24 protein-coding genes and 1 pseudogene are annotated in these 24,392 nt (G+C 72.7%); 8 read left to right on the top strand and 17 right to left on the bottom strand.

Features of this window, described 5'->3' with window-relative positions; all coding sequences use genetic code 11:
* Nucleotides 1-8: 8 nt before the first annotated feature.
* The gene (locus tag ABT008_RS17940) at nucleotides 9-2,132 is read left to right on the top strand and encodes a M14 family zinc carboxypeptidase (RefSeq protein ID WP_350697338.1); all 2,124 of its coding nucleotides are present in this window, start codon (nucleotides 9-11) and stop codon (nucleotides 2,130-2,132) included.
* Nucleotides 2,133-2,225: 93 nt separating this feature from the next.
* Complete coding sequence (locus ABT008_RS17935) at nucleotides 2,226-2,906, top strand: fasciclin domain-containing protein (protein ID WP_350697337.1); 681 nt, start codon at nucleotides 2,226-2,228, stop codon at nucleotides 2,904-2,906.
* A 77-nt stretch (nucleotides 2,907-2,983) separates the two neighbouring features.
* Here ABT008_RS17935 and ABT008_RS17930 read toward each other — a convergent pair whose 3' ends face one another.
* The 7 genes from ABT008_RS17930 to ABT008_RS17900 all read right to left on the bottom strand — a co-directional run bounded on the left by ABT008_RS17930 (nucleotide 2,984) and on the right by ABT008_RS17900 (nucleotide 11,194).
* Entirely contained in the window at nucleotides 2,984-4,267 is a 1,284-nt protein-coding gene (locus tag ABT008_RS17930) for a citrate synthase (RefSeq protein WP_350697336.1), read from the bottom strand.
* Nucleotides 4,268-4,574: 307 nt separating this feature from the next.
* Nucleotides 4,575-6,644 carry a sulfatase-like hydrolase/transferase gene (locus tag ABT008_RS17925; protein WP_502890448.1) on the bottom strand — a complete coding sequence of 690 codons (2,070 nt, stop codon included), beginning with the start codon at nucleotides 6,642-6,644 and terminating at the stop codon, nucleotides 4,575-4,577.
* 130 nt (nucleotides 6,645-6,774) lie between these two features.
* On the bottom strand, nucleotides 6,775-8,277 hold the full coding sequence (locus ABT008_RS17920) for a class I SAM-dependent methyltransferase (RefSeq protein WP_350697334.1): 1,503 nt from the start codon (nucleotides 8,275-8,277) through the stop codon (nucleotides 6,775-6,777).
* Between the two features lie 9 nt (nucleotides 8,278-8,286).
* Nucleotides 8,287-8,436: a hypothetical protein gene (locus ABT008_RS17915; RefSeq protein WP_191088694.1), complete on the bottom strand. Its 150-nt coding sequence runs from the start codon at nucleotides 8,434-8,436 to the stop codon at nucleotides 8,287-8,289.
* Nucleotides 8,437-8,677: 241 nt separating this feature from the next.
* On the bottom strand, nucleotides 8,678-10,120 hold the full coding sequence (locus ABT008_RS17910) for a sensor histidine kinase (RefSeq protein ID WP_350697395.1): 1,443 nt from the start codon (nucleotides 10,118-10,120) through the stop codon (nucleotides 8,678-8,680).
* A 17-nt stretch (nucleotides 10,121-10,137) separates the two neighbouring features.
* A complete protein-coding gene (locus ABT008_RS17905) occupies nucleotides 10,138-10,884 on the bottom strand; it encodes a response regulator transcription factor (RefSeq protein WP_350697333.1) in 747 nt (248 codons plus the stop codon).
* 85 nt (nucleotides 10,885-10,969) lie between these two features.
* A complete protein-coding gene (locus ABT008_RS17900; RefSeq protein WP_350697332.1) occupies nucleotides 10,970-11,194 on the bottom strand; it encodes a DUF8847 domain-containing protein in 225 nt (74 codons plus the stop codon).
* A gap of 168 nt (nucleotides 11,195-11,362) precedes the next feature.
* Here ABT008_RS17900 and ABT008_RS17895 point away from each other — a divergent pair, with 168 nt between their 5' ends.
* The 3 genes from ABT008_RS17895 to ABT008_RS17885 all read left to right on the top strand — a co-directional run bounded on the left by ABT008_RS17895 (nucleotide 11,363) and on the right by ABT008_RS17885 (nucleotide 14,075).
* Complete coding sequence (locus ABT008_RS17895; protein ID WP_350697331.1) at nucleotides 11,363-12,307, top strand: serine/threonine-protein kinase; 945 nt, start codon at nucleotides 11,363-11,365, stop codon at nucleotides 12,305-12,307.
* 53 nt (nucleotides 12,308-12,360) lie between these two features.
* A complete protein-coding gene (locus ABT008_RS17890) occupies nucleotides 12,361-12,780 on the top strand; it encodes an OsmC family protein (protein ID WP_350697330.1) in 420 nt (139 codons plus the stop codon).
* Between the two features lie 425 nt (nucleotides 12,781-13,205).
* Nucleotides 13,206-14,075 (top strand): hypothetical protein, encoded by an 870-nt coding sequence (locus ABT008_RS17885; protein ID WP_350697329.1) that lies wholly within the window; start codon nucleotides 13,206-13,208, stop codon nucleotides 14,073-14,075.
* Between the two features lie 85 nt (nucleotides 14,076-14,160).
* Here ABT008_RS17885 and ABT008_RS17880 read toward each other — a convergent pair whose 3' ends face one another.
* The 4 genes from ABT008_RS17880 to ABT008_RS17865 form a co-directional block, all read right to left on the bottom strand.
* Nucleotides 14,161-14,607, bottom strand: a complete 447-nt coding sequence (locus ABT008_RS17880; protein ID WP_350697328.1) for a response regulator — start codon at nucleotides 14,605-14,607, stop codon at nucleotides 14,161-14,163.
* A gap of 59 nt (nucleotides 14,608-14,666) precedes the next feature.
* Nucleotides 14,667-15,026 carry an STAS domain-containing protein gene (locus tag ABT008_RS17875; protein ID WP_350697327.1) on the bottom strand — a complete coding sequence of 120 codons (360 nt, stop codon included), beginning with the start codon at nucleotides 15,024-15,026 and terminating at the stop codon, nucleotides 14,667-14,669.
* 77 nt (nucleotides 15,027-15,103) lie between these two features.
* Entirely contained in the window at nucleotides 15,104-16,165 is a 1,062-nt protein-coding gene (locus ABT008_RS17870) for a cobalamin B12-binding domain-containing protein (protein ID WP_350697326.1), read from the bottom strand.
* Nucleotides 16,162-17,685, bottom strand: a complete 1,524-nt coding sequence (locus tag ABT008_RS17865; RefSeq protein WP_350697325.1) for a PP2C family protein-serine/threonine phosphatase — start codon at nucleotides 17,683-17,685, stop codon at nucleotides 16,162-16,164. Before ABT008_RS17865 ends, ABT008_RS17870 begins: the two co-directional genes overlap by 4 nt.
* Before the next feature lie 499 nt (nucleotides 17,686-18,184).
* Between ABT008_RS17865 and ABT008_RS17860 the strand changes: the two genes are divergently transcribed.
* Both ABT008_RS17860 and ABT008_RS17855 read left to right on the top strand, forming a co-directional pair.
* On the top strand, nucleotides 18,185-18,535 hold the full coding sequence (locus ABT008_RS17860) for an STAS domain-containing protein (protein WP_350697324.1): 351 nt from the start codon (nucleotides 18,185-18,187) through the stop codon (nucleotides 18,533-18,535).
* A gap of 70 nt (nucleotides 18,536-18,605) precedes the next feature.
* Entirely contained in the window at nucleotides 18,606-18,953 is a 348-nt protein-coding gene (locus ABT008_RS17855; RefSeq protein WP_350697323.1) for an STAS domain-containing protein, read from the top strand.
* Nucleotides 18,954-19,023: 70 nt separating this feature from the next.
* Here the strand turns inward: ABT008_RS17855 and ABT008_RS17850 are convergent, their stop codons facing one another.
* Nucleotides 19,024-19,326 (bottom strand): hypothetical protein, encoded by a 303-nt coding sequence (locus ABT008_RS17850; protein WP_350697322.1) that lies wholly within the window; start codon nucleotides 19,324-19,326, stop codon nucleotides 19,024-19,026.
* Nucleotides 19,327-19,556: 230 nt separating this feature from the next.
* On the opposite strand from ABT008_RS17850, the pseudogene ABT008_RS17845 reads away from it, so the two are divergent.
* Nucleotides 19,557-20,201: pseudogene (locus ABT008_RS17845) on the top strand (DUF2267 domain-containing protein); the annotation flags it as partial.
* A gap of 42 nt (nucleotides 20,202-20,243) precedes the next feature.
* On the opposite strand, the gene ABT008_RS17840 reads toward ABT008_RS17845, so the two are convergent.
* The 5 genes from ABT008_RS17840 to ABT008_RS17820 all read right to left on the bottom strand — a co-directional run bounded on the left by ABT008_RS17840 (nucleotide 20,244) and on the right by ABT008_RS17820 (nucleotide 24,359).
* Nucleotides 20,244-21,545: an NAD(P)/FAD-dependent oxidoreductase gene (locus ABT008_RS17840; RefSeq protein WP_350697321.1), complete on the bottom strand. Its 1,302-nt coding sequence runs from the start codon at nucleotides 21,543-21,545 to the stop codon at nucleotides 20,244-20,246.
* A 126-nt stretch (nucleotides 21,546-21,671) separates the two neighbouring features.
* Nucleotides 21,672-21,959: a DUF6510 family protein gene (locus ABT008_RS17835; protein WP_350697320.1), complete on the bottom strand. Its 288-nt coding sequence runs from the start codon at nucleotides 21,957-21,959 to the stop codon at nucleotides 21,672-21,674.
* Between the two features lie 12 nt (nucleotides 21,960-21,971).
* Complete coding sequence (locus tag ABT008_RS17830) at nucleotides 21,972-22,694, bottom strand: ferredoxin reductase (RefSeq protein WP_350697319.1); 723 nt, start codon at nucleotides 22,692-22,694, stop codon at nucleotides 21,972-21,974.
* Between the two features lie 8 nt (nucleotides 22,695-22,702).
* Nucleotides 22,703-23,302 (bottom strand): sulfite oxidase-like oxidoreductase, encoded by a 600-nt coding sequence (locus ABT008_RS17825; protein WP_350697318.1) that lies wholly within the window; start codon nucleotides 23,300-23,302, stop codon nucleotides 22,703-22,705.
* Nucleotides 23,303-23,342: 40 nt separating this feature from the next.
* Nucleotides 23,343-24,359 carry a TerC family protein gene (locus ABT008_RS17820; protein WP_350697317.1) on the bottom strand — a complete coding sequence of 339 codons (1,017 nt, stop codon included), beginning with the start codon at nucleotides 24,357-24,359 and terminating at the stop codon, nucleotides 23,343-23,345.
* Nucleotides 24,360-24,392 lie beyond the last annotated feature (33 nt).

The raw sequence follows: 24,392 nt of genomic DNA, 5'->3' as shown, positions 1-24,392 counted from the left end.
AACCCCCCTTGAGATACAGACGGACAACGGCCGGTGTCTTCTCCACACTTCTCGTCGCGGTACTCGCGGCGACCGCCCAGCCCGTCCCGGCGTACGGGCAGCTGCCTGCCACGGCCCTGGCCCAGGCGGAACCGAACCAGGTCCAGGGCCTGACGGTCAACCAGAGCGACGGGTACGCCACGCTGGCCTGGACCCACGTCGACGGCGCCACCGACTACCAGATCGAGCGCACCGCTCTCGCGGAGGACGGGACCCCCTCCGGTAACGGTGTGATCGTCGGTGTCTGGCGGCCGAACCGTCAGATCAACAACTCCGAGCCCACCTTCGCCGACGCCGGTTTCGTGCCGGGAAACCGGTTCCAGTGGCGGGTACGCGCCCGCTTCGGCACCGAGGCGCAGCCGTACTCGGCGGCCGTCAGCGGCGCCACCAAGGCGCACTGGGGCGACCCGAACGTCCCCGGCCAGAACCTGCGTACGCAGTGGGAGAACACCCTCGGCGCGCAGTACACCAGCGACGTCAACGAGTACGCCTACACGGCGGCCATCGACGAGCTGAGCGAGCGGGTCCGCGTCGTGGAGCTCGGCCGCACCATCAACAACCGGCCGATCAACATGTTCGTCATCGGCTACCCCACCCCGCCGGCGACCCCGGAGGCCGTGGCCGCGACGAACCCGCTGCTGCTCAACTGCAACGTGCACGGCAACGAGCCGGGTGACCGCGAGGCCTGCTTCATCATGGCCCGCCAGCTGGCCTTCACCGACGACCCGGCCACCCTCGACCGGCTGTCGAAGACCACCATGCTGATCCTGCCGACGATCAACGGCGACGGTCGGGCCGCCAACAGCCGGGGCAACTCCACCGGCCAGGACCTGAACCGGGACTACTCGCTAATCCGCCAGCCGGAGACGCAGACCTTCGTGGAGATGATCCGCGACTACCGCCCGATCGCCAGCTACGACGGTCACGAGTACGGCAACGCCAACACCGGTGACCTGCCGATGCTGCCGCCGCGGCACGCCAACGTGGCGCAGGGGATCTTCGACGAGTCGCAGAACATGATCGAGGGTCACATGTACACCCAGGGCGCCAAGGACGGCTGGTGGGCCTGCCCGTACGGGTGCACCGGGGCCAGCGTCGGCCTGGGCGAGGAAACCATCCTCCGTAACACGCTGGGTCTGAAGAACGTGGTCAACTCCCTGCTGGAGCTGCGCAGCTCGGGCGGCCCGACCCGGCCGGACGAGACCAACACGGCCAACAACCGTCGCCGCAAGACCTACTCGGCGCTGTGGACGTTCAACCAGTTCCTGGCCTACCACCAGGCCAGCGCCACCAACCTCACCAGTGCCCGGGCCGAGGCGATCAAGTTCCAGTCGGCGAACACCGGCCGGATCGTCTTCCGCGGCTCCCGCCCGATCGAGGCGCACCCCGCCCCGCACCCGGGTGACACCCCGCCGCCGGTCGACGCCCCCACGCCGGCTCGGATCCTGGAGCAGGCGCCGTGCGCGTACAAGCTCACGGAGGCGCAGTACAACGGTGCCCGCACCGACGGTCCCGCCGGCCGGCAGACCACCGTGGCCCAGCGGCTCGCCGCGCACGGCTGGAAGGTGATCAAGGTCGCCGACGGGTACGTCGTGCCGCTGTCCCAGCCCGAGCGGGGTCTGGTGCCGCTGCTGCTCGACGAGCAGGCCGTGGAGGGCCTGGTCGTCGGCGAGCGGATCGCCGCCACCGTGACCGGCACCCGTAACGGTCCGCTGACCGTCTCCGGGGTCACCTGCGTGGCCGACGCCACCCTCCGTGGTCCGATCAAGGTCCAGCCGGGTGCCGCGCTGATCGTCAACGGCAGCTCGATCAACGGGCCGGTGGACGCCAGCGGTGCGGCCGGGTTCGTCCTGACCGCCAGCACGGTGCACGGACCGGTCAACGCCACCGGCGTCCGTGGCCCGGTGGTGCTGGTCGGCAACCGCACCAACGGCCCGGTCAACGTGGTCAACAACACCGGTGACGCTCCGCTGGTCGCCGGCAACACCGTGAACGGCCCGCTGTCCTGCTCCGGCAACACTGCCGCGCCGGTCAGCCTGGAGGTCGTCAACTCGGTGAGCGGTCCGAAGTCCGGCCAGTGCGCGCGCCTGTGACCTGCTGAACCTCGACCGACCGACGTACCGGCAGGCCGGATCCGCGCCCGGCCTGCCGGTACCCCCCTCTCACCTACGCACGTGGAGGCAACCGTGACCGACACCCTCAGGCCCTCGACGACGGACCTACGACGGGCCCGACGGCGCGCGGTCCCGGTCGCCGGTGCGGCCCTGGCCACGCTGCTCGCGGTCGCCGGCTGCACCGGCGGCGCGGATCGCGACGCCGACGCGGCGGACGCCGGGACGCCCGTCGCCGTCGCCGTGACCGGCCCGCTCTGCGAGCAACTGCCGGCGGGCACCGAACCCGGCAACCCGGGCTCGCTGGTCGGCCAGCCCGCCGACCAGGCCCTCCAGTGGATTCCCGTGCTGACCACCTTCGAGGCGGCGGTCCGGGCCACCGGTCTGGGCGGCGAACTGGCCGGCGTGACCGTGCTGGCCCCCACCGACGACGCCTTCTCGGCGAAGTTCTCCCGGACCAACCTCGACGAGCTGCTCCTGCACGACGTCGACGACCTGCGGGACCTGCTGCGCGAGCACGTGGTGACCGGGCCGATGTCGGCCTCCGAACTGGTCGCCGCCGGCACCGTGCGCACCCTCGCCGACACCGAACTCACCGTCACCGGACAGGGCGAGGCCGCCCGGTTCGGCGACGAGGCGCAGACCGTCTGTGCGGACTACCAGGCCGCCGGCACCCGGATCCATGTCATCAACCGGGTCCTCGGCTCGCTGCCCACCACGGCGGGCGAGGACGACGACGGCCACCCGGCGCACTGACCGTTCGCGCGCGTCTTGGGTTGTAAGCAAGGGTCCCTTCCTAACGCCTACGGCATAGGAAGGGACCCTTGCTAACCTCAGCGCTTCTCGAAGGGGAGGTAGTCCCGCTCGACGGCACCGGTGTAGACCTGCCGCGGACGGCCGATCTTGGTCTCCGGGTCGTTGATCATCTCGCGCCACTGCGCGATCCAGCCCGGCAGCCGGCCCAGCGCGAACAGCACCGTGAACATCTTGGTCGGGAAGCCCATCGCCTTGTAGATGAGCCCGGTGTAGAAGTCCACGTTCGGGTAGAGCCGACGGTCGACGAAGAAGTCGTCGGCGAGCGCGATCTCCTCCAACTGCATGGCGATGTCCAGCAGCGGGTCCGGCTTGGCCATCCGGCCGAGCACGTCCTGCGCCGCCTTCTTCACGATCGCGGCACGCGGGTCGTAGTTCTTGTAGACCCGGTGGCCGAAGCCCATCAGCTTGACGCCGTCCTGCTTGTCCTTGACCTTGCGGACGAAGGACTGCACGTCACCGCCCTCGGCCTGGATCCGCTCCAGCATCTCCAGCACCGCCTGGTTGGCGCCGCCGTGCAGCGGGCCGAACAGCGCGTTCACGCCGGCCGAGACCGAGGCGAAGAGGTTGGCGTTGCTGGAGCCGACCAGCCGCACGGTCGACGTGGAGCAGTTCTGCTCGTGGTCGGCGTGCAGGATGAACAGCATGTCCAGCACGCGGGCCATCACCGGGTCGACCTCGTACGGCTCCGCCGGCACGCCGAACGTCATCCGCAGGAAGTTCTCCACGTAGCCCAGCGAGTTGTCCGGGTACAGCAGCGGCTGCCCGATCGACTTCTTGTAGGCGTACGAGGCGATGGTGGGCACCTTCGCCATCAGCCGGACCGTGGACATCTCCACGTGCTCGGCGTCGAACGGGTCCAGACTGTCCTGATAGAAGGTGGAGATGGCGCTGACGGCCGAGGAGAGCACGGCCATCGGGTGCGCGTCCCGGGGGAACCCGTCGAAGAACCGACGCATCTCCTCGTGCAGCAGCGAGTGCCGCCGGATGCGTTCGGTGAACTCGGTGAGCTGCTCGGTGGAGGGCAGCTCACCGTAGATCAGGAGGTACGAGACCTCCAGGAAGGAGCTCTTCTCGGCCAACTGCTCGATGGGGTAGCCACGGTAGCGCAGGATGCCCGCATCGCCGTCGATATAGGTGATCGCGGACGAACAGGCGGCGGTATTGACGAAACCGGGATCGTAGGTCGTCATCCCGGTTTCCTTCAGCAGCTTGCCCACGCCGACCCCGGCGGGGCCCTCGACCGCGGAATGTACCGGCATCGACAGCTGCCCGCCGGGGTGATCGAGCTTGACTTCCGTCATGTGGTTCCTCGCTTCGCCGGCAGATCTACGTTGAATTGCCTTCGCTTCTACCGTAATTGCGGTTGCGGCGACACCGCCTGCCGTGGTTCGGCGGTGAGGTATGCGTCACCCGATTCCCGACCACAGCGCTGGGAAACCCCGACGACGAGGACATACAGGCACGAAGAAAGCACGAAGAGTGTCGGTACGCGACGGGTGCGGAACTGTCCGAGCGCTCAGTCGCGCACCCGGCGCGGGGCGACGGCCAGGTCCCGTGCGGGCACGTCGGTAGCGTCGGCCGACGGCCGACCGGACAGCCCTCGCGACGTCAGGTGACGGTCAGCCGACGCAGGTCACCGGCGGCGTCGACCAGGTACAGGTCGAGCCGGTTGGCGCCGGGACGGAACAGCTTGTCGTCGGCGAGCAGTGCGGCGAAGCGGCGACCGCCCGGGTCCGGGGCCACCACCGGCACCACGGCCGCCACCACGCCGTTCACCGCCACCGCCAGCGAGGTGCCGTCGGCGACCTGGTCGGGCACCGTTCCCCAGACCATCGCCGGCAGCCGGCCGTCGTCCGGGTCGACGGCCCGGAAGGCGTCCTGCCCACCGACGATCGCGGTGCCGCCGGGCGGCGCGTCGCCCACGGTGGTGCCGACCAGCGGGTGCGGTGCCGGCGACGGCAGCGCGGCGGGCACTCCGCCATGGATCGCGATGGGCTGCGACGGCCGGTCGTAGAAGACCTTGCCCGGATCGGTACGCGGCGTCTGCCGGGCCGAGCGGCCGTCGACCCGCCACGGCAGCCGGATGGCCGCCTCGTCGGCGATGGTCGGCAGCAGGTCGACGTGTTCCCAGTTGCGGTCGTCCACCCGCCCGGCGCGCTGCCCCGGCGTCCGGACGAACGTCGGCACCCAGGCCACCTGCTCGGGTGTGGCCCGGATAGCGCCCTCGCCCCGGCCCTGCGCCCCCTCGGTGAAGCTGACGCCGTGGTCGGCGGTGACCACCACCAGCGCCCGGTCCCACAGTCCGCTGGCGCGCAGCGTACGGATCGTCTCGCCGATCAGCCGGTCGGTGTAGCCGAGCTGCGCCAGGTGCCGCTGCCGGGCCAGGTCCACCCACCCCCGCCCCTCGTTCGGGAAGTCCTCGGGCGCCTCGTAGCGGGCGCCGGACGGCAGGTACGCCCACGGGCTGTGCGGCATCAGCAGGTGCAGGAAGTGCAGCGTGGGCCGGGTCGACGGGGTGAGGCTGTTGAGGAAGCTGGTGAACCGGGCCGGCTGGTTGACGTTGAGGCTGTCCCAACGGAACTTCGGGTCACTCGGCACCGGCTCGGCGGCGTCGATGCCCGCCTCCTCGGCGGTGCGCTCCCGGTACGAGTCCTCCGGGTCGATCCGGCTGTCGTGCGGGGCGGTGATCTGCCGGGCCAGCGTGCCGGTCTCCCGGACCAGCACCCCGATCCCCTGTTCCGGGGTGACCGGCTGCTCGCAGCGGCTGGGCGGGCAGAGCCGGGTGATGCTCTCCTCGGCCCGGATGTCGTACAACCCGCCGAAGGCGGTGAAGAGGTTGTCCGGGTAGTGCGAGTAGTGCGGGGCGTACGGCTGGGCCGGGTAGCGGCCGGTCAGCATGGCCGGCAGCGCGTACGGCGTCCAGCCGCTGACCCCGGTCGAGTTGCGGTACCAGGTGGAGCCGGCGGCCAGCTCGGCGAAGTGCGGGAAGCGGGCCGCGTCGATGCCGCCGTCCGAGTCGAGCAGCGAGACCAGGGGCAGTTCGTCCAGCACCAGCATGACCACCGGCGGGTGCAGGTCGCCGACGGCCGTGCCGGCCGCGCCGCCGTCGCCCCGGGGCAGCACCACCGGCCCGGTCGGCGAGGCGAACAGGAACAGCCCGACGAAGATCAGCGGCCCCACGGCGGCCACCCGCAGCACCCGTCCCGGCGTCCGCCAGCGCCGGTGGGCGAGCGCCGCCCCGGCCCCGGCCACCGCCGCCGCCAGCAGCAGCGGTACGCCCCGCAGCGGCGTGACGTGCCGACCCACCTGCACCGCCAGCGCGCCGACCAGCAGGCCGAGCAGCAGCGTGTGCGTCGCGGCCCGGGTGAGCCGGCCGGCCAGCCCGGTCAGCAGGCCGAGCAACCCGAGCGCGACGGTGGGCACCACCGCGACGAGGGCGACCAGCAGCAGGATCTCGCCCCGGTCGGCGCGGTGGAACAGGAAGAAGTCCGGACTGCGGCCGAGGACGTCCAGCAGCGGCTGGGTGACCGCCAGCCCGACCAGCGCGGTCACCTCCAGCACTCGGCCGCCCTCAGCCCGCCAGCCGCCCCAGCCCCACGACCACGTGCGCAGCCTCCACCGGCGCTCCGCCTGCGCGGCCTCGACCCGGCCAGCGCCCGTCCCGTCGGCGCCGGTCATGTCGGCCCTGGTCACGTCGGCGCCCGTGCCGGTCGTGTCGGGGTCGGCACCCGTGCCGGTCATATCGGTGTCGGTCGCGTCGGCGTCGGTGGGGCCGGCGTCCGTGGGGTCGATTGCGTCGGTGGGTCGGTCAGCCACCCAGGGCCACCCGGTAGAGGGTGCGGGTGCCCGAGGGCAGCTCCAGCCGGTCCTCGACGGTGCCGTGCGCGGCGAGCAGCGCCTCGAAGGCGTCCCGCCGGTAGTCGGGGAAGAGACCGTCGGGCTTGTTCGCCAGCAGCCGGGCGGCCATCGGGTCGTCGGGATGGACGAACTCCACCACCAGCCGGCCGCCCCGGGCGGCGTACCCGGCCAGGCAGGCGACCACCTCGGGCAGCGGCACGTTGCGTCCGATGGCCAGGTGGTGCACCAGGGCCAGGGCGAGCACGGTGTCCGCCTCGGCGCGGGCGGCGAACGAGGCGCGCTCCACACCGCGCCAGCCGCCACCGGGCGACGGGTCGGCGAGGTCCATCACCAGCGGCAGGATGCGCCGCTCCCCCTCGTCGCGCAGCGTCCGGTAGAGCCGGTCGAGCACCGCCGGGTCCTGCTCGACGGCGACGACGTAGTCGGCGTGCCGGGCGGCGAGGCGGGCGTACCGGCCGTCGTTGGCGCCCAGGTCGAGCACCAGGCGCGGCCGGGCGGCGCAGGTCAGCGCGGCGGCGACGAACCGTTCCTTGCCGGCCCGGTCGTCGCCGGAGTAGCCGCAGGTGCGCTGGTAGTCCACCCAGTGGGTGGCGGTGGGCCGGTGGTCGAGGCGACGGACCAGCTTCTCGATGCCCCGCACGGTGGCCAGGGCCAGTTCCCGGGTGTAGCCGGCGGCGCGCAACTGGGCGCGGACGTCGGCGGTGCTGGTGTCGGCGCTGCGCCGCTGCACGCTGCCGTGCAGGTGCACATGGGTCGGCACGCCCGGAAGCAGCCGCCGTACGCCCCGGAACAGCGGGACCATCTGCTCCGGCTCGATGCCGTCGATCCGGGCCCGCAGCCAGGGCCGGAAGTCCATCCCCAGGTGGGCGCCGAGCATCAGCGGATAGAGCAGGGTCTGGCAGAACTGCCGGTAGCCGGCCCACGGTTCGCCGTCGCGCAGCGGGGCGAAGGACCCGACGTCGATGAAGACCGGCTCCACGCCACGCCACTGGAGGTTGTACGCCGAGCCGTCCTTGGTGGTGAAGCCGGCCGGCAGGGCCGCCCGGAGGATCTCCAGGTGCAGCAGGGCCGCGTCGCGCAGCATGGCGAAGGACCACTCGTACGGGTGGGAGACGAACGGGATCCGCTCGTGCCGCAGCACCGCCGCCCACGCCGGGTGTCCCGTACCGGTCGGGTCCGCCGTGCCGAGCGGCGCGGCGGAGGGCGGCATCTGCGCGCCCGCCGGCAGTTCCTCGGTGCCGCAGACCTTGCCGGCGGCGAGCAGGGGCGGGAAGAAGGTGCTGCCCGCGAGCGCCCGCCAGTGCTGGGCCGCGGTCTCGTCCAGCGCGCGCAGCACGTCGTCACCGGCGTGGAAGACCCGGTTGGCCGGGTCGCGGAAGGAGCCGGGTTCGGGCCGCAGCTCGACGCCGGACGAGGCCGGCCGGGTGGACCGGCCGAGGTCGGGGATCGCCATGCCGGCGGGTCAGTTCTGGTCGGTGGGCTGGCGGCGGAACCGGTCGACGAGTCTGCGCCAGTAGAGTTTGGCCGCCACCGCGACGCCGGCGACGCCGCCGACCACCGCCTGCACGATCAGGCTGCCGGATCCCGCGTCCAGGTAGGCCAGGTGCTCCACCGACCGCTCCTTCCCCTCGCCGTCCTCGTCGTTGATCCGGCACACAATTCACGTTTCGCACGTTTTGCCGGACTCCTGCCACCGTACGCGGATTACCGCTGCCTGTCGGGCACAACCGAGCACTTCCCCGCGTTCGATTCCGCACCGCCGCCCGCACCGCACCGCGCGCTCCCCCGCCAGCCGGCGTGGATGCAAGGAGGGGTCCCCTGCTATGCACGAGGCGTTAGCAGGGGACCCCTCCTTACCTGCCGTCGGCGGTGAGGTGTGGAAGGTGGACGGTGAAGACGGTCCGACCGGGCCGGGTGTCCAGGGTGACCGTCCCATGGTGGGCCTCCACCACGGCGGCGACGATGGCCAGCCCGAGGCCGGTGCTGCCGTGGGCCCGGGAACGGGAGCTGTCCCCCCGGGCGAACCGCTCGAACACCTCGGGACGCAGCTCGGGCGGTACGCCCGGCCCGTCGTCGGCGACGCGGAGTTCCGCGACACCGTCGGCCAGCCGCAGGCCGGTGGTGACGGTGCTGCCGGGCGGCGTGTGCACCCGCGCGTTGGCCAGCAGGTTCGCCAGCACCTGGTGCAGCCGGGCCGGGTCGCCGGACACCCGGACGACGGTGTCGGGCAGGTCGAGCTGCCAACGGTGCTCCGGGCCGGCCACGTGCGCGTCGCTGACCGCGTCCACGACCAGCGCGGTGAGGTCGACCGGTTCGACGGCCAGCGGCCGGCCGGAGTCGAGCCGGGCCAGCAGCAGCAGATCGTCCACGAGCCGGGTCATCCGGGTGCTCTCCGACTCGACGCGGCGCAGCGCGTGGGCCACGTCGGGCGGGACCTGGTCGCGACCCCGGCGGGCCACCTCCGCGTACCCGCGGATCGCGGCCAGCGGGGTACGCAGCTCGTGGCTGGCGTCGGCGACGAACTGGCGTACCCGGGTCTCGCTGGCCTGCCGGGCGGCGAGCGCGGCGGCGACGTGCCCGAGCATCCGGTTGAGCGCGGACCCGACCTGACCGACCTCGGTGCGCGGGTCGGTGTCGGCGGCCGGCACCCGTTCGGAGAGGGCCACCTCGCCCCGGTCCAGCGGCAGTTCGCTGACGTGGGCGGCGGTGGCGGCGACCCGACGCAGCGGACGCAGCGTGGCCCGCACGATCAGCGCCCCGGCGGTGCCGGCGACCAGCAGCCCGGCCGCGGTGACACCGGTCTGCGCGGCGACCATCCACCACACGGTCTCCCGCACCTCGGTCAGCGGCACCGCGAGCACCCGGACGGTCCCGGTGGCCGACGGGCGGGCCAGCAGCCGGTAGTCGCCCCGGCCGCCCAGGTCGACGCTGCGGGGGCGGCCGTCGCTGGGCACCTGGGCCAGCACCGCGACCTCCTCGACCGGCACCTCCTGCTCCTGGCGGTCGACGAGCGTCCACGCCTCGGTGACCCGGCCGTCGACGACCCGCGCGCTGATCGTGCCGGACGGGAAGCCGCGCGGGACCCGCACGTCGCCGTTCCACGGCCCGCCGCCCGGCCCGGGCTCCCACGGGACCACGGGACGGCCGCCGGGCATCGACTGCAACTGCTGGTCCACCCGGGAGATCAGGAACTGCCGCAGCGCCACCGTGGTCAGGCCGCCGATGGCCAGGCTGACCACGGCGAGCAGGGCGACCAGCGTGACCACCAGGCGGGTACGCAGTGACCAGCCGGCCAGCCAGCGCCGCAGCACTCTCACTCCGCCGGCTTGAGCAGGTACCCGGCCCCGCGCAGCGTATGGATCATCGGCGGGCGGCCGGCGTCGATCTTCTTGCGCAGGTACGAGATGTACAGCTCGACCACGTTGGCCTGGCCGCCGAAGTCGTAGTTCCACACCCGGTCGAGGATCTGCGCCTTGCTGAGCACCCGGCGCGGGTTGCGCATCAGGTAGCGCAACAGCTCGAACTCGGTGGCGGTGAGCGTGACCAACTGACCGTCCCGGCGTACCTCGTGGCTGTCCTCGTCCAGCGTGAGGCCACCGACGGTGAGGACCGAGTCGGGGCGGGCGGCGACCGCGAACCCGGAGCGGCGCAGCAGCGCCCGCAGCCGGGCGATCACCTCCTCCAGGCTGAACGGCTTGGTCACGTAGTCGTCGCCGCCCACGGTCAGCCCGGCGATACGCTCCTCGACCGCGTCGCGGGCGGTCAGGAACAGCACCGGCAGGGTGGCGCTCTCCGCACGCAGCCGACGCAGCACCTGGAAGCCGTCGAGGTCGGGGAGCATCACGTCGAGCACCACCGCGTCCGGCCGGAACTGCCGGGCGGCGTGGACCGCCGCCGTCCCGTCCCCGGCGGTACGCACCTGCCAGCCCTCGTATCGCAGGGCCATCGACAGCAGGTCGGTCAGCGTCGGTTCGTCGTCGACGACCAGCACGCGGACCGGTTCGCCGTCGGGCCGGCGCAACTCGACGCGGCCCGGCCCGACCGCTCCCTCGCTCATCATGGTCCCCATCGTGAGCGGACGGACTGGGCTCCGCTTGTGCGGTTGCTGTGTGCCGGCTGTGTGGAACCCCCGCGCTCGGGTTCGATCACTCGCTCACGCCGACCGGGTCGGTCCGGACGAAGCGCATCGTCCAGTCCCCCGTGCCGTCGGGCCGCTGCCGCGCGTAGAGATGGTCGGCGGCGGGGTCCGGTGCGGACTCCGGCCGGCGCAGCACCCACAGCCGGGGCGGCGCCCCGTCGGGGCCGGCCGGCAACGCCCGGACCAGGTCGTCGGCCGGGCCACCGACGAAACGTACGGTCACCTCAGTCATCGTGTGCTCCGCTCTCCGTTCGTCCGGTTCGTCGCCGTCCCGGCTCGCACGCTAACGCACCGGCCGCCGTCGGAGGCCGGTTTGCCCTGATCAACGACGGGGTACCGTGCCCGACGCCGCGCAGTCAGGTGAAGCGCGGCACGGCAACACGAGGGCGAGGAGCGGTCCATGCGGACGCTGGACGGGCGTTACCGGCTCGAACAGCGCATCGGCGTCGGCGGGATGTCCGAGGTATGGCGGGCCCACGACACGGTGCTCGACCGGCCGGTCGCGGTGAAGCTGGTGTCGCCGGGTCAGCCGGACGGGGACGCCTCGGTCGAGCGGATCCGCGCCGAGGCCCGCTCGGCGGCCCGCCTGGTGCATCCCAACGTTGCCAGTGTGCACGACTTCGGCACCTGCGCCGGCCTACCCGGGCGCGAGCAGCCGTACATCGTGATGGAGCTGGCCGAGGGGCTGACGCTCGCCGCGCACCTGCGCGCCGGGCCGCTGGACTGGCAGATCGCGGTCCGGGTCTGCGCCGAGGTCAGCGCGGCGCTGGCCGCCGCCCACGCGCACGGCATCGTGCACCGCGACGTCAAACCGGCGAACGTGATGCTCACCCCGTCCGGGGTGAAGGTGCTCGACTTCGGCATCGCCACCCCGACCGGCACCGCCGACCCCACCCCCGACGGCGTGGTGGTGGGTACGCCCGCGTACCTCGCCCCCGAGCAACTGCGCCGGGCGCCCGCCACCCCGGCCGCCGACATGTACGCCCTCGGCGTGCTGCTCTACTGCTGCCTGGCCGGGCGGCTGCCGTACTCGGCGGACAGCGTCACCCAGTTGCTCGGGCCGCACGGGCGGCAGCCACCGCGCCCCCTGCCCGAGGTGCCGGGCCTGCCCGCCGAGGTGGCCGACCTGTGCCGGCGCTGCCTCTCCGACGATCCCGCCCGGCGGCCGACCAGCCTGGTCACCGCCCTGCTGCTGGGCGAGGCGGTGGACGCCCGGGTGTACGTGCCGATGCAGCTACCCCTGCTGCCCCGTCAGCGCCCTCCGGTGAGCCCGTGGACGGAACGGGCGGCGTCCGAGGTCACCGAGGCCGCGCCGCGCGTGCAGTGGAGCCGGCATCCGCGGTGAGTTTCACCCGTTCGGGGTCGGGTAGCCGGGCGGGGAGCGACGGGAGGAACGCGATGAGTTCCTGGCTGAACGAGGTTGCCACGGCCACCGCCGAGGGTGGCCACATCCACACCGACGACGAGGCGCTCTCCACCGGCCTCGCCTCTCCGTTGGCGGCGCACTGCAGCGGGCTCACCCCGTCGCAGCTGCTCGCCGCCGCCTTCGCCTCCTGCCTGCACCACGCGGCGGTCGAGGCGGCCGGGGGGATCACCGACGAGGCGCACACCGTGCAGGTACGCGCGGAGGCCAGCCTCGGACGCGACGACGACGGCCGGTACCGGGCGGACGTGCACGCCTCGATCTCGTCGGTGGGCCTGACCCGCCAGCAGCTCAGCGAGCTGGTGGAGCAGGCCGACCGGCTGTGGCCGTTCTCCAGCGCCGACGGCGGCCGGCACCGGCTGACGGTCACCCCGGCGGAGAACGGCCGGCACTGACCCGCCTGGGCGCAGCGGCCTGCACCGCCGATCATGGCGTCGTGGCAGCCGGCTAGTCGGATTTGGGACGTTATGCCGTCGCCACAAGTCCATGATCGACGGGGCGCCCGGGGCGCTGGGGCGCGTGGGGGCGGTGGGGCGGGTGGAGACAGGGGGGCCGACCGCCTGGGCGGCGATGACACGGTGGGCCTAGGCGACCCTCCACCGTTCGGGGGAGGTGCCGCCGGTCGTCCATCGACGGCAATGAGATCCTTGTTTCGTCCTGTTCACCCCGCCAAATCCGGCATGGCGGGAACGACGGATAGCCGAGGTGCATCCGCTATCCGATGAACCGTGCAGTATCGACCGGTCGACAACCACAAATTGTGACGCATGCCACCAAGCGGGCCGGTGGCAGCGGGCCGAGGGCTTTCTAGCCTCGGCGGGTGCATCCCGACGACCCCATCGACCAGAAGCTGAACCCCGAGCGACCGGCGAGCCGTACGGCCGACGGAGCATCGTCCGAACGGGCGACAGGGCGACACCGACGCGTGGTGACCCCACGTCGTGGCGTCCGTGCCCTGCTGGCCTCCACCCCGGTCCGGGTGGCCCTCGCCACCGGCGTGACCTGCTGCCTCGGCGCGGCGGCGGTGGCGACGGCGAACCGGGACGACGACGAGACCCCCCGGGCCCAGGTCGCCGAGTCGGTGGCCGACCGCGCCCTGGCCGCCGAGGACGATCCCGCCTCCCGCTCCTTCGACCGCAGTCCCTCGCCCACGCCGGCCAGCCCGAGCCCCAGCGCGTCGCCGACCGCCTCGCCGACACCGAAGAAGACGGCCTCCCCGAAGCCGAAGAAGACGACCCCGGCCCCGCCGGCCCGCCCCAAGCCGGTCGCCGGGCTGACCCAGGCGCAGATGGACAACGCCAAGGTGATCGTGGACATCGGCGTGGACCTCAAGATCCCGCGCCAGGGGCTGGTCGTCGCCGTCGCCACCGCCATGCAGGAGAGCACGCTGCTCAACTACGCCAGCGGTGTGCTGCCCGAGTCGCAGAACTACCCGCACCAGGCCATCGGCTGGGACCACGACTCGGTCGGGCTCTTCCAGCAGCGACCCAGCAGCGGCTGGGGCAGCGTCCGCGACCTGATGCGGCCCGCGTACGCCTCGCGCGCCTTCTACGAGGCGCTGCTGAAGGTGCCGGGCTGGCAGCAGATGAGTCTGACCATGGCCGCCCAGGCCGTGCAGATCTCCGCCTACCCGTACGCGTACGCGCAGCACGAGGAGCGGGCCGCCACCATCGTGGCGGCGCTGACCTGACCCGTCGTCGCCGGTCCGGCCCGTTCTCGCGTCTGCGCGGGCGACAGCCGGACCGGCGGGGCCGGACCGACCGCGACGACGGGCCTCAGGCGCGCTTGGGCAGCACGACGACCCGGCCGAAGAACTCGTCGATGCGGTGCACGACGTCGTTGAAGTCGTCCAGGTCGATCGGCTTGGTGACGTACGCGTTGGCCTGCAACGTGTAGCTGCTGATGATGTCGGTGTCCGCGTTCGACGTGGTCAATACGACGATCGGGATGGTCCGCAGGTCCTCGTCGTTCTTGACCTCGCCCAGCACCTGACGCCCGTCCATGCGGGGCATGTTCAGGTCGAGCAGGATCACGTCCGGCCGGTGCGCCCCGGTGTGCCGCCCCTCGCGGCGCAGGAACTCCATCGCCTCCTGGCCGTCGCTGACCACGTCGATGACCTTGTCGACGGTCGAGGTGGCCAACGCCTCCTCGATCATGAGCACGTCACCCGGGTCGTCGTCGACGACGAGGATGTGTACCGGGTCAAGGGTGCGTGCGCCCATCGTTGCCTGCCCTCAGGTCGTCGAGGGCGGAGCCTCTCGGCCCCGCGCTGGCGGGAAATCTAGCCGATCCCCGGGCGGTCCGTGGCCGCCGGGTCGACGGCGTCAGCACCGTACCCCAGCACCTCGGCGAGACCCGTCACCTTGAGCACCCGCTCCACCCGGCCGGTCGCGCCGGTGACGCGCAACCAGCCGCCCTCGGCCGCCGCCCGGTTGTCCCCCCGGACGAAGACCGAGATGCCGGTGGAGTCGCAGAACGTGAGGTCTGTCAGGTCGACCAGCAACCGGCGTTCCCCGGAGTCGGCCAGCCGGTCGATGACGGCGTTGAGTTCCCCGGCGGTACTCATGTCGAGTTCGCCGGCGAGCCGGAGGCGGGTCGGCCCGCCACCGAGGCGCTCGGCGTACGTGACGGTGAACGTCACGGTGATCCCTCCCGCCGTCCAGAACCGGATGCTTGCAGTGGCGCAAGTATAGTGCCAGCCTGACGGCCGGCCGGATCCTACGCCTCGGCGGGTGCCGAGCGGGCGCAGCGCGCCGCGACCACCGAGCGCCCCGACCGGAGATATCCGGCGGCACGGGGGAAGTCCTGCAGAACGCGGGCGTAGTGGGTCAGGACGACGTCCACCGCGGCCTCCGGCACGCCGCGACTGTCCAGGACGGCCACCAGCCAGTCGACGAACTCGGCGAACAGCGTGTCGTCGTCGACGTAGAGCGCGGCGGCCAGGAAGTCCAGGATGTGGCCGAGGTCGCTGACCGTCGAGTCGAGCTGCGCCGGGCTGTAGTCCCGGGCGGCCGGATGCCGCTGCGCCAGGTCGGCCAACGCGCTGTCGATCAGCTCGCCGCGCCGGGCGACCAGGGCGGCGTACTCGTCGTCGGCGAGGTGCGCCAGGCTGGCGGCCGGCGGCCCGGCCCGCAGCGTGCGCTCGTCGGCGAGCAGACGGGCGGCGGTCGGCCCGTCCGGCGCCCACAGCACGCCCAGGCGTCGCGCCCAACGGCCGTCCACGCCGAAGCCCCGCCCGCCGACCACGACCGGCACGTCCGCGCGCTGACAGGCCTCCACCATGCGGTGCGCGTGCGGCAACCGCATCGGTAGCGCGCACGCCAGCGCGACCGCGTCCGCGTCGTGCCGGTGCAGGTACGACACCAGGTGCGCGGCGGGCACGCTGGCCCCCAGGAAGGTCACCTGCCAACCGCGCAGCCGCAGCATCTCGGCGACCAGCCGGGCCGGCAGCGCGTGCCACTCGCCGTCCATGCAGGCCACCACGATCCGGCCCCGGGTCGGCCGCACCTGGCAGTACGCGGCGACCGCCGCCACCACCCGCTCGCTGATGTGGGTGGCGGCGTGTTCCTGGGCCACGCTCCACTCGTTGCGGGCCCACCGCTCCCCCACCTCGGCCTGGGCCGGGGCGACCAGGTCGAGCAGCACCCGTTCGGCCGCCACCCCACCGTCGAGCAGGCCCCGGGCCACCTCGATGGCGGCCGGCTCGTCGGCCTCGGCGAGACAGTGCAGATACTCCTCGTACGCGGTGGCGTCGAGGACACCCCTGGTCGCGGTGGTCACGACCCGGTCGTCCCGTCTGCGGGCGGGGCGGGCACCGCGTGCAGGTGCCGGTGCGAGCGCGGGCCGGTGCCGGTGGCGCGCAGCGCGAGCACCGCGATGTCGTCGTGATCGCGGTGGGCCAGCCAGTCGCCGGTGACCTGCTCGATCCGCTCGGCCAGGGCGGGTGCGGGCATCCGCTGGCAGCCGGTGACCGCCTGCACCAGCCGGTCGGTGCCGAGCTGCTCGTCGCCCCGCCGCCCGCCGCGCGCCTCGGTCACACCGTCGCTGTAGAGCAGGCACGTCTCACCGGGGGCCAGGCGGACGGTGACCTGGCCGACGCGCGGGTCCGGCACGACGCCGATGAGCATTCCGCGCAGCGGCAACTGCTCGACCTCGCCGGAGGCCCGCAGCACCAGCGGCGGCAGGTGCCCACCACCGGCCAGGGTCAACGACAGGCCGCCGTCGCGGTGCGGCCGGACCACACCCAGCACCAGCGTGGCGAACCGGCCCTGCCCGTGGGCCAGGGTGGTCTCCAGCAGCGCGTCGTTGAGCAGTTGCAACAGCCGGGCGGGCTGCTGCTCGACCCGGTGCAGCGCGTGCAGGCACTGCCGTAGCTGTCCGGTGAAGACGGCCGCCTCCACGCCCTTGCCGGAGACGTCGCCGAGGAAGAACAGCGAGCCGCCGTCGGGCAGCCGGTGCGAGCCGTAGAAGTCGCCGCCGATGCGCAGCCCCGCCTGGGCCGGACGGTACGCCGTACCCCACTGCACGCCCGGCGCCTCCGCCGGTGCCACCGGGAGCAGGCTGGACTGCAGGGTGTCGGCCACCTCCGCCTGCTCGCGATAGAGCAGTGCGGTGGTCAGCGCGGCACCGGCGCGGGCGGCGAACGCGCGGATCAGGTCGACGTCCTCCTCGGCGTACCAGTCGGTGGCAGCCCGGGCCACCAGCAGCACACCGGCGGGCGCGTCCCGGCCGGGTAGCTGCACCAGCCGGGCACAGACGTCGGCGGCGGACGTCCCGGGCAGCCAGCCCGCCTCGACGGCCTGCTCGACGAGCCAGTCGACGGTGTGTGGCTGGACGCCCTGGAGGCTGTCGGCGACCGCCGGCGGCAGCTCGGTGGCGGAGAGCACGCCCCGGTCCACCACCGGCGCCTCGTCGTCGGCGCGGCTGGCCCGCCACCAGCGGGCCCGGCCGGAGCGCGGCGCCAGGACCAGCACCGCCACCTCCGCGAGGGTGGGTACGGCGAGCCGGACCACGGCCGCGGCGGCCCGGTCCGGATGCAGCGGGTTGCCCAGCTTCTCGCCGACCACGGCCAGGAAGGCGGATCTGGCCCGCTCAGCCGAGAGCGCGTCGGCGCGCGCGGCGCTCTCGCTGACGTCCTCCACGTACCAGCAGCTCCGACCGGCCGTCAGCGGCACCCGGCGGGCCCGGAGACGACGGCCGTGGTGGACGAACTCGGTCTGGTCGGTACGCAGTCCGTCGACCGTGCCGAGCGTGCCGCCGACGGTGATCTCCGGCAGCAGGCGCTCGGCGACCGGGCTCACGTGCCACACGGTGTCGTCGGGACCGCACACCACGAGTCCCTCACGGAGGTGCTCGACCACCTCGGGCCAGTCGGCCGTGGCGTGGGAGCGCTCCAGGGCGGAGAGACCGGCGGTCCAGGGGGCATCTGGGCGCCATGCCGAGACCCGGGCGACACTCGGCGGGGTAAACCGTCCGTCGCCGGGCTCGAGATCCCTGACGTCGGCACCCGTCACCAGCTCGGCCCTAACTCCTTGTCGATTCCGCACCCGCGTTGCGCGGAGTGCACGGTCGCGTTCCTCCACCCACCCTACGCTGCTCCCGCCGCACCGCCACCCGACAGCGATGCCGGGCGGCCGGGCCTCCGGAGGGCAGGTCGGCGGACGCGTCCGGGCCGGTCGCGCCCGAGAGGCGGGGCAGCTCAGGGATTGTTACGATCCGGAACGCCCCCTGCCAACCACCCCTGCGGAAGGCTGATCGTTGCTGTCACACGGTCGGAGACCCGAGTCGACGCCATTGAGCATGTCCGTCGACCGGGCCGATCCCCAGGCACCCGTCATCCGGGTGGGCGGCGACCTGGCCTACACCACGGCGACCCCGCTGCGGGTGGAGATCGACCGGCTGCTGGGCACCGGTCCCGCCACGCTCGTGCTCGACTTCGCCGACCTGCAGTTCATCGACAGCACCGGGCTCAGCGTCATCGTGCACGCCTGGCGCGAGGGGCAGCAGCTCGGCAGCACGGTGGAGCTACGTGCGGTGCCACGATTCCTGGAGACCATCCTCGACATGACCGGCGTCACCGGGCTGCTCGCCCGTCCGGTCGGCGGCGAACCGGCGACCGGGCCGGAGGACCAGCCGTCCATCACCGCGTGAAAAGACAGTCTCCGGTGAAAACGCCGACCCCGCGACTTGCGTCAGACGCACGGGCTGGGAGCATGGAGTCATGTCCTCCTCGCTGTTGGCCATCGAGGTCAGCCGTCTCGACGCCGGGCGCGCCGAGCTGCGGCTGACCGGTGACCTGGACTTCGACAGCGCACCCGACCTGATCGCCGCCGTCACGGAGCTGCACCGCTCCGGCTATCAGCAACTCGTCATCGACCTCGCCGGGGTCGGCCTCTGCGACTCCTCCGGGCTGAGCGCCTTCGTGGTGGCCCACCGCCGAGGGTCCGACCCGATCCGGCTGGTCAACGTCAACCCGTCCCTGCGTCAACTGCTGGACCGCACCGGCCTGGCCGAGCTGCTGCAACTGCCGCCGGCCGTGGACGGCGACGGCGTCACCGCGGTCGGCTGAGCGCGCGAGACGCGGCCCGGCAGGGGTGGTCCCCGACCCTGGGACCAGGGGCCGGGGACCGGAGGATGGCTCAGGGCGTCGGCACCGGACGGGTGCCCATGCGCTGCGGCTCGGCGGTGCTCTCCGCGTCGTCGGGAGGTCCCGCCTCCGGCGGTTGGAACAGATAACGGACGAACTCCCCGTCCGTGCCGTCGTCCTCCGCGCCGGGCCACTGGCCGGCACAGTCGACACCGATCACCTCCCGGCCGGTGCCGTCGGACTCCTCCAGCAACGCCCACAGCGTCACCGGGTAACACCGGGTGGTCTCGGCGGTCAGACGCCATCGCGCGTACCAGCCCGGTCGGGCGGGGACGATCTCGACAATCTGCTTCATCGGACCTTCCCTTCCGCGTGCCTCGGAAGTTCGTGCCTCACACCGGGTTCTCCGGCCACCCCGATCGTCCGGCCGACGCGGGTGAGCGTCCCTCACCCGGGCCGGATGAAGCCCTCCGGCCCGCCCGGGAACGGTCGGCTCGCGGCGCCGGGCGATCGTTTCCTGCTCGGGGCCAACGGGAACGCGGCACGGTGAGGCCCGACGAAGACCGACGGAAGCGAGGTGTCACCGTGCGTAAGCAGATGGAGGGCGACAACCAGCGCCGCCGTGCTCTGGCCCGGCAGGCCCGTGAGCGCGGCATGCAGGCCGCCGACACCGGCGCGAGCCTGAGCGCCTCCAAGCAGCCCACGCACCTGAAGCAGGGCAAGCGCGCTGGCCCGCCACCGGCCGGAAAGAGCCGCAAACCGGACACGACGCGAGGTGGACCCACACCTCCGCCGGCCGGCGTCGCCGCGAACCCTCGGCCCCGACCCGAGCCGGGCACGAACGCCCCAGGGATCACCAGCATGGGATACCGGGAACTCGTCGACGACGTCGTCCGGCGATCCGGCGTCGACTTCCGTACCGCCAAGGTAGGGGTCGAGTCGACCGTGCTCGTGCTGGCCGCGGCCCTGGAGGCCGGCGAGCGCCAGCGACTGCTGCGGGCGGTACCGGCCGGGCTGCACGACGTCGTACCCGTCGACGGCGTGCGAAGGCACCAGGACCTGCCCGGGTTCCTGTCCGAGGTGGGTCGGATCAGCGGCCGTACCCCGGAGCAGGCCCGCTACCAGGCCGAGGCCACGCTGGCGGCGCTCGCCGAGCAGGATCGCGACCTGATCGACTCGCTGGACGTACCGGACGGGTTGCGCGACCTGCTGGCACCGCCGGCAGCCGGCTGATCCCCGCCGCCGGGCGGGCGTCCCCCGCCCGGCGGCCGGTCAGCGGGCGTGGCTCGGCAGCTCCGGCGACTCGCTCTCCAGCGGCACCGCGTCGGCGGGGATCAGACCCAACTGCGCCGCCGAGCGGGGCAACGCGGCGTCGAGCAGCCAGTCGGCGCTGACCCGCGCCCGGTTGCCCGGCATCGCCAACAGGTGGTATCCCCGGGTCACCGCCTTCGCCGGCAGACCCGACAACGGCACCTTGAGCGGGTTCGCCGCCGCCTGCTTGCCACCGAGGTCGACCACCCAGCCGAGGTCGTGGTGCTTGTACGGCCGACGCCGCCCCTGCCCGTAGGAGGCGGCGATGTTGTACGCGGCGAGCTTGCCCTGCCGCTGGGCGTGCTGGGCGGTCATCGTGCAGATCTCGCCGGGCCGGGTCAGGTCGGGTACGGCGGCGGCGTCGCCGCAGGCGTACACCTCGGGGAAGCCGGGCACGTTCAGGTACTCGTCGACGACCAGCCGCCCCTTCTCCGTCCGCAGGCCCAGTTGCGCCACGAACGGGTCGGGGCGTACGCCGACGCACCAGATCAGGGAGCAGGTCGGCACGTACTCCCCGTCGGTGAGGGTGACCCCGTCGGCGGTGGCGACCGCCACCGAGGTGCCCATCCGCACGTCGACCCCCCGCCGGCGCAGCACCCGGTCGGCGGTACGCGACATCCGCCGGTCCAGCTCGGGCAGCACCCGGGGCGCGACGTCCAGCAGCATCCACTTCGGGCGGATCGGCAACCGGGGACGCTGGGCGGTCAGCTCGTCGGTGAAGAGCTGCCCGTGCGCGGCCACCTCGGTCCCGGTGTAGCCGGCACCCACCACCACGAACGTGGCCCGCGCCCGCTGCTCGGCCGGATCCTCGGCCTGCTCGGCCAACTCGATCTGGCGGACCACGTGGTCGTGCAGGTAGAGCGCTTCCGGCAGACCCCGGAAACCGTGCGCGTACTCGGTCACCCCGGGGATGGGCAGCAGCTTGTTCACGCTGCCGACGGCGAGGATCAGCCGGTCGTACGCCAGCCGGTTGCGCTCCCCCTCGGGCTGGGTGAACCCGACCCAGCGGTTCTGCAGGTCGACGTGGTCCGCCTCGCCGATGACCACCCGAACGCCGTTCAGCGTGCCGGTCAGCGGCACGGCGATCCGACCCGGCTCCACCACACCGGCGGCCACCTCGGGCAGCAGCGGCAGATAGAGGAAGTAGTCGGTCGAGTTCAGCAGGACGATCTCGGCCCGGTCGCGGGCCAGCCGGCTCAGCGTCTTCGCCGCGTGGTACCCGGCGAAACCGGCCCCCACGATCACCACACGAGGCTTCGTCATTCCGGGCCCGTTCCCACCCCGCAGGCCGACAAACGTCGCCCCGGCGACCCAGTGCGGTGTCCAGGATCGTTCACCGGGGGCCGCGCCGGGTCCAGACGACGACCGGCGGCGTTCCTGGACACCGCACTAGCGGCCCGACGGCCGGTCCGGAGGCATCGGGAACCGGAGGAAGGTGGCGCCCCGCAGGTCCAGCCAGGCCCGGTCCGGTGCACGGACCAGCCGCAGCATCACGTCCGCGCAGGCCGGGCAGCGGGCCACCAGCCCCGGAGCGTGCGAGTAGACCCGCAGTCCGGCCATCGGGCCGGCGGTGCCGCAGTGGGCGCAGCGGCCGGTGGCCGTGCTCAGGTCCACCGCGAACACCTCCCCCAGCGGGCCGTCGAGCATGTTCCCGTCCACGTACGGCAGCGCGGTCATCCGCGACTCCTCTCAGCCGGTCGGGCCGAAACGTTCGGTGCGTACCCGCCGTGCCGGGTGGCCCAGGCCGACGAGCAGGTCGGAGACGGTCTCCACGAAACCGGTCGGGCCGCAGACGTAGATCAGCGGCGTCAGCTCCGGCGGCCAACCGTGCGTGTTCACGTCGGCGAGGCCGAGCCGGTGCGGTTCGCCCGCCCAGCCGTCCGGCGCCTCGCGGGTGTAGACGTACGCGATGTCCAGGCCGGCGTCGTCGCGTACCCGCCGCCGCAGCTCGTCGGCGTAGAACACGTCGGTCGGGGTGCGGACGGAGTAGATCAGCCGGAACGGGGTGCGGCTGCCGGCGGCCCGGCGGGCGCGGATCATCGCCATCAGGGGCACCAGCCCCGAGCCACCGGCGACCAGCAGCACCGGGTCGGTCTGCGTCGGCCGCCAGACGAACCAGCCGCCGATCGGGCCGCGCACCTCGATCGGGTCACCCTCGCGGTAGCCGTCGACCAGGAACGGCGACACCTCGCCGTCGGGCACCCGCTGCACGGTCACCTCGATCCGGTCGCCGTCGGCCGGCGCGGCCAGCGAGTACGACCGGGCGGCCTGGTATCCGTCGGATGCGGTGAGCCGCAGGTCCACGTGCTGCCCGGGTACGTGGGCGGGCCAGCCCGGCACCTGGAGCACCAGCGTGTGCGCGGTGGGCGTCTCGACCCGGCGGTGCACCAGCCGGGCCGGCTGCCACCGCATCCGCCCGCTCAATCGCCCTGGTACCGCTGCTCACGCCACGGATCCCCGTAGTCGTGATAGCCGGCGGTCTCCCAGAAACCGGGGGTGTCCTCCAGGCCCAGCCGGATGCCGCGCACCCACTTGGCGGACTTCCAGAAGTAGAGGTGTGGCACCAGCAGCCGGGCCGGCCCGCCGTGCTCGGCGGGCAGCTCCGCGTCGTCGTAGGTGTGCACCAGCCAGGCCCGACCGTCCGTCAGGTCCTCCAGCGGCAGGTTGGTGCTGTAGCCGCCGTAGGAGTGGGCGAGGGCGTAGTCCGCAGCGGTGTCCACCCCGTCGAGCAGGGTGTCCAGCGAGACGCCCTGCCAGGTGGTGCCGAGCTTCGACCAGCGGGTGACGCAGTGGATGTCGACCGTCGGGGTCTCCTGCGGCAACGCCATCATCTCGGCCCAGGACCAGCGGTATTCCATGCCGGTCTCGGTGGTGATCACGAACTCCCAGCTCTCGCGCGGCACCTTCGGTGTGGGGCCGGCGGAGAGCACGGGGAAGTCGGGTGTCAGGTACTGACCGGGTGGCAGGTCCGGTGCCTCGGAGCGTGGCCGACCCTGGAAGCCGGGCGTGACGATACCCACCGCACAGTCGTACCACGCCCGGCTCCGCCACGGGGGCGGGTCACTTCCGTTCGGTGACGACCTCCTTGGAGCCCGGCACCACGTTGCGGGTGGCGCGCAGGCTGGTGATCGTCACGACCGTCAGCACACCGATGATGACCAGCAACGACGCCACGGTCGGGATCTCCGGCACACCCTCCCAGATCCCGTGCGCCCAGTGCAGGCCGAGCTTCACGCCGATGAACGCCAGGATGATCGCCAGACCGTAGGTGAGGTGGACCAGGCGGCTCAGCGCGGCGTGCAGCACGAAGTAGAGCGCCCGCAGGCCCAGCAGCGCGAAGGCGTTGGTGGCAAAGACCAGGTAGGGATCCTCGGTGATGCCGTAGACCGCCGGCACCGAGTCCACCGCGAAGACCACGTCGGTGGCGAAGACCGCCACCACCACCAGCGCCAGCGGAGTGAGAGCGCGGCGGCCGTCGACCCGCACGATCATCTTGGTGCCGTGGTACTCCTGGACCACCGGCATGAACCGGCGCAGCAGCCGCACCGAACGCATGTTGCCGATGTCCACCGACTGCTCGTGCCCGGTGAACGCGTCCCGCAGCAGCTTCGCGGCGGTGAACAAGAGGATCAACGCGAAGATCAGGAACGCGAAGTCCAGCGTCTGCAGCGCCGCCGCACCCAACGCGATGAAGATGCCCCGCAGCACCAACGCGCCGGTGATGCCGAACAGCAGCACCCGCTGGGCCAGCTCGGTCGGCACCGCAAACGCCGCCAGCAGCAGCATGAACACGAACAGGTTGTCCACCGACAGCGACTTCTCGACCAGATAGCCGGTCAGGTACTCGAAGCCCCGTTCCGAGCCGAACTCGGACCACACCCAGGCACCGAAGGCCAGCGGCAGCGCGATGTAGAAGGTCGACCAGCCCAGCGCCTCCCGCAGGGACACCTCGTGGGGCTTACGCGTCACCACGAAGTCGAGCACCAGCAGGGCCAGCACGCCGGCGATCGTCACCGCCCAGAGGGTGGGCGTACCCACCGACTGCAAACCGGCAGCAGCGTAGGACAATTCGGACATGGGGCCTCCTCGAACACCGTGTCATGTTCGAGG

Origin of the sequence: Micromonospora sp. NPDC002389 (genome assembly GCF_040296095.1) — a bacterium.
In the GTDB taxonomy this organism is placed as follows: Bacteria; Actinomycetota; Actinomycetes; order Mycobacteriales; family Micromonosporaceae; genus Micromonospora.
The sequence above is the reverse complement of the archived record's forward strand: the minus strand, read 5'-3'. Positions and strand labels throughout refer to the sequence as shown.

Excerpts from the sequence above, each read along its gene's own strand:
- ABT008_RS17930 (WP_350697336.1), bottom strand. The coding sequence starts at position 4,267 with ATGACGGAAGTCAAGCTCGATCACCCCGGCGGGCAGCTGTCGATGCCG.
- ABT008_RS17925 (WP_502890448.1), bottom strand. The coding sequence starts at position 6,644 with ATGACCGGCGCCGACGGGACGGGCGCTGGCCGGGTCGAGGCCGCGCAG.
- ABT008_RS17920 (WP_350697334.1), bottom strand. The coding sequence starts at position 8,277 with ATGGCGATCCCCGACCTCGGCCGGTCCACCCGGCCGGCCTCGTCCGGC.
- ABT008_RS17905 (WP_350697333.1), bottom strand. The coding sequence starts at position 10,884 with ATGATGAGCGAGGGAGCGGTCGGGCCGGGCCGCGTCGAGTTGCGCCGG.
- ABT008_RS17900 (WP_350697332.1), bottom strand. The coding sequence starts at position 11,194 with ATGACTGAGGTGACCGTACGTTTCGTCGGTGGCCCGGCCGACGACCTG.
- ABT008_RS17895 (WP_350697331.1), top strand. The coding sequence starts at position 11,363 with ATGCGGACGCTGGACGGGCGTTACCGGCTCGAACAGCGCATCGGCGTC.
- ABT008_RS17890 (WP_350697330.1), top strand. The coding sequence starts at position 12,361 with ATGAGTTCCTGGCTGAACGAGGTTGCCACGGCCACCGCCGAGGGTGGC.
- ABT008_RS17880 (WP_350697328.1), bottom strand. The coding sequence starts at position 14,607 with ATGGGCGCACGCACCCTTGACCCGGTACACATCCTCGTCGTCGACGAC.
- ABT008_RS17860 (WP_350697324.1), top strand. The coding sequence starts at position 18,185 with ATGTCCGTCGACCGGGCCGATCCCCAGGCACCCGTCATCCGGGTGGGC.
- ABT008_RS17855 (WP_350697323.1), top strand. The coding sequence starts at position 18,606 with ATGTCCTCCTCGCTGTTGGCCATCGAGGTCAGCCGTCTCGACGCCGGG.
- ABT008_RS17850 (WP_350697322.1), bottom strand. The coding sequence starts at position 19,326 with ATGAAGCAGATTGTCGAGATCGTCCCCGCCCGACCGGGCTGGTACGCG.
- ABT008_RS17840 (WP_350697321.1), bottom strand. The coding sequence starts at position 21,545 with ATGACGAAGCCTCGTGTGGTGATCGTGGGGGCCGGTTTCGCCGGGTAC.
- ABT008_RS17835 (WP_350697320.1), bottom strand. The coding sequence starts at position 21,959 with ATGACCGCGCTGCCGTACGTGGACGGGAACATGCTCGACGGCCCGCTG.
- ABT008_RS17830 (WP_350697319.1), bottom strand. The coding sequence starts at position 22,694 with ATGCGGTGGCAGCCGGCCCGGCTGGTGCACCGCCGGGTCGAGACGCCC.
- ABT008_RS17820 (WP_350697317.1), bottom strand. The coding sequence starts at position 24,359 with ATGTCCGAATTGTCCTACGCTGCTGCCGGTTTGCAGTCGGTGGGTACG.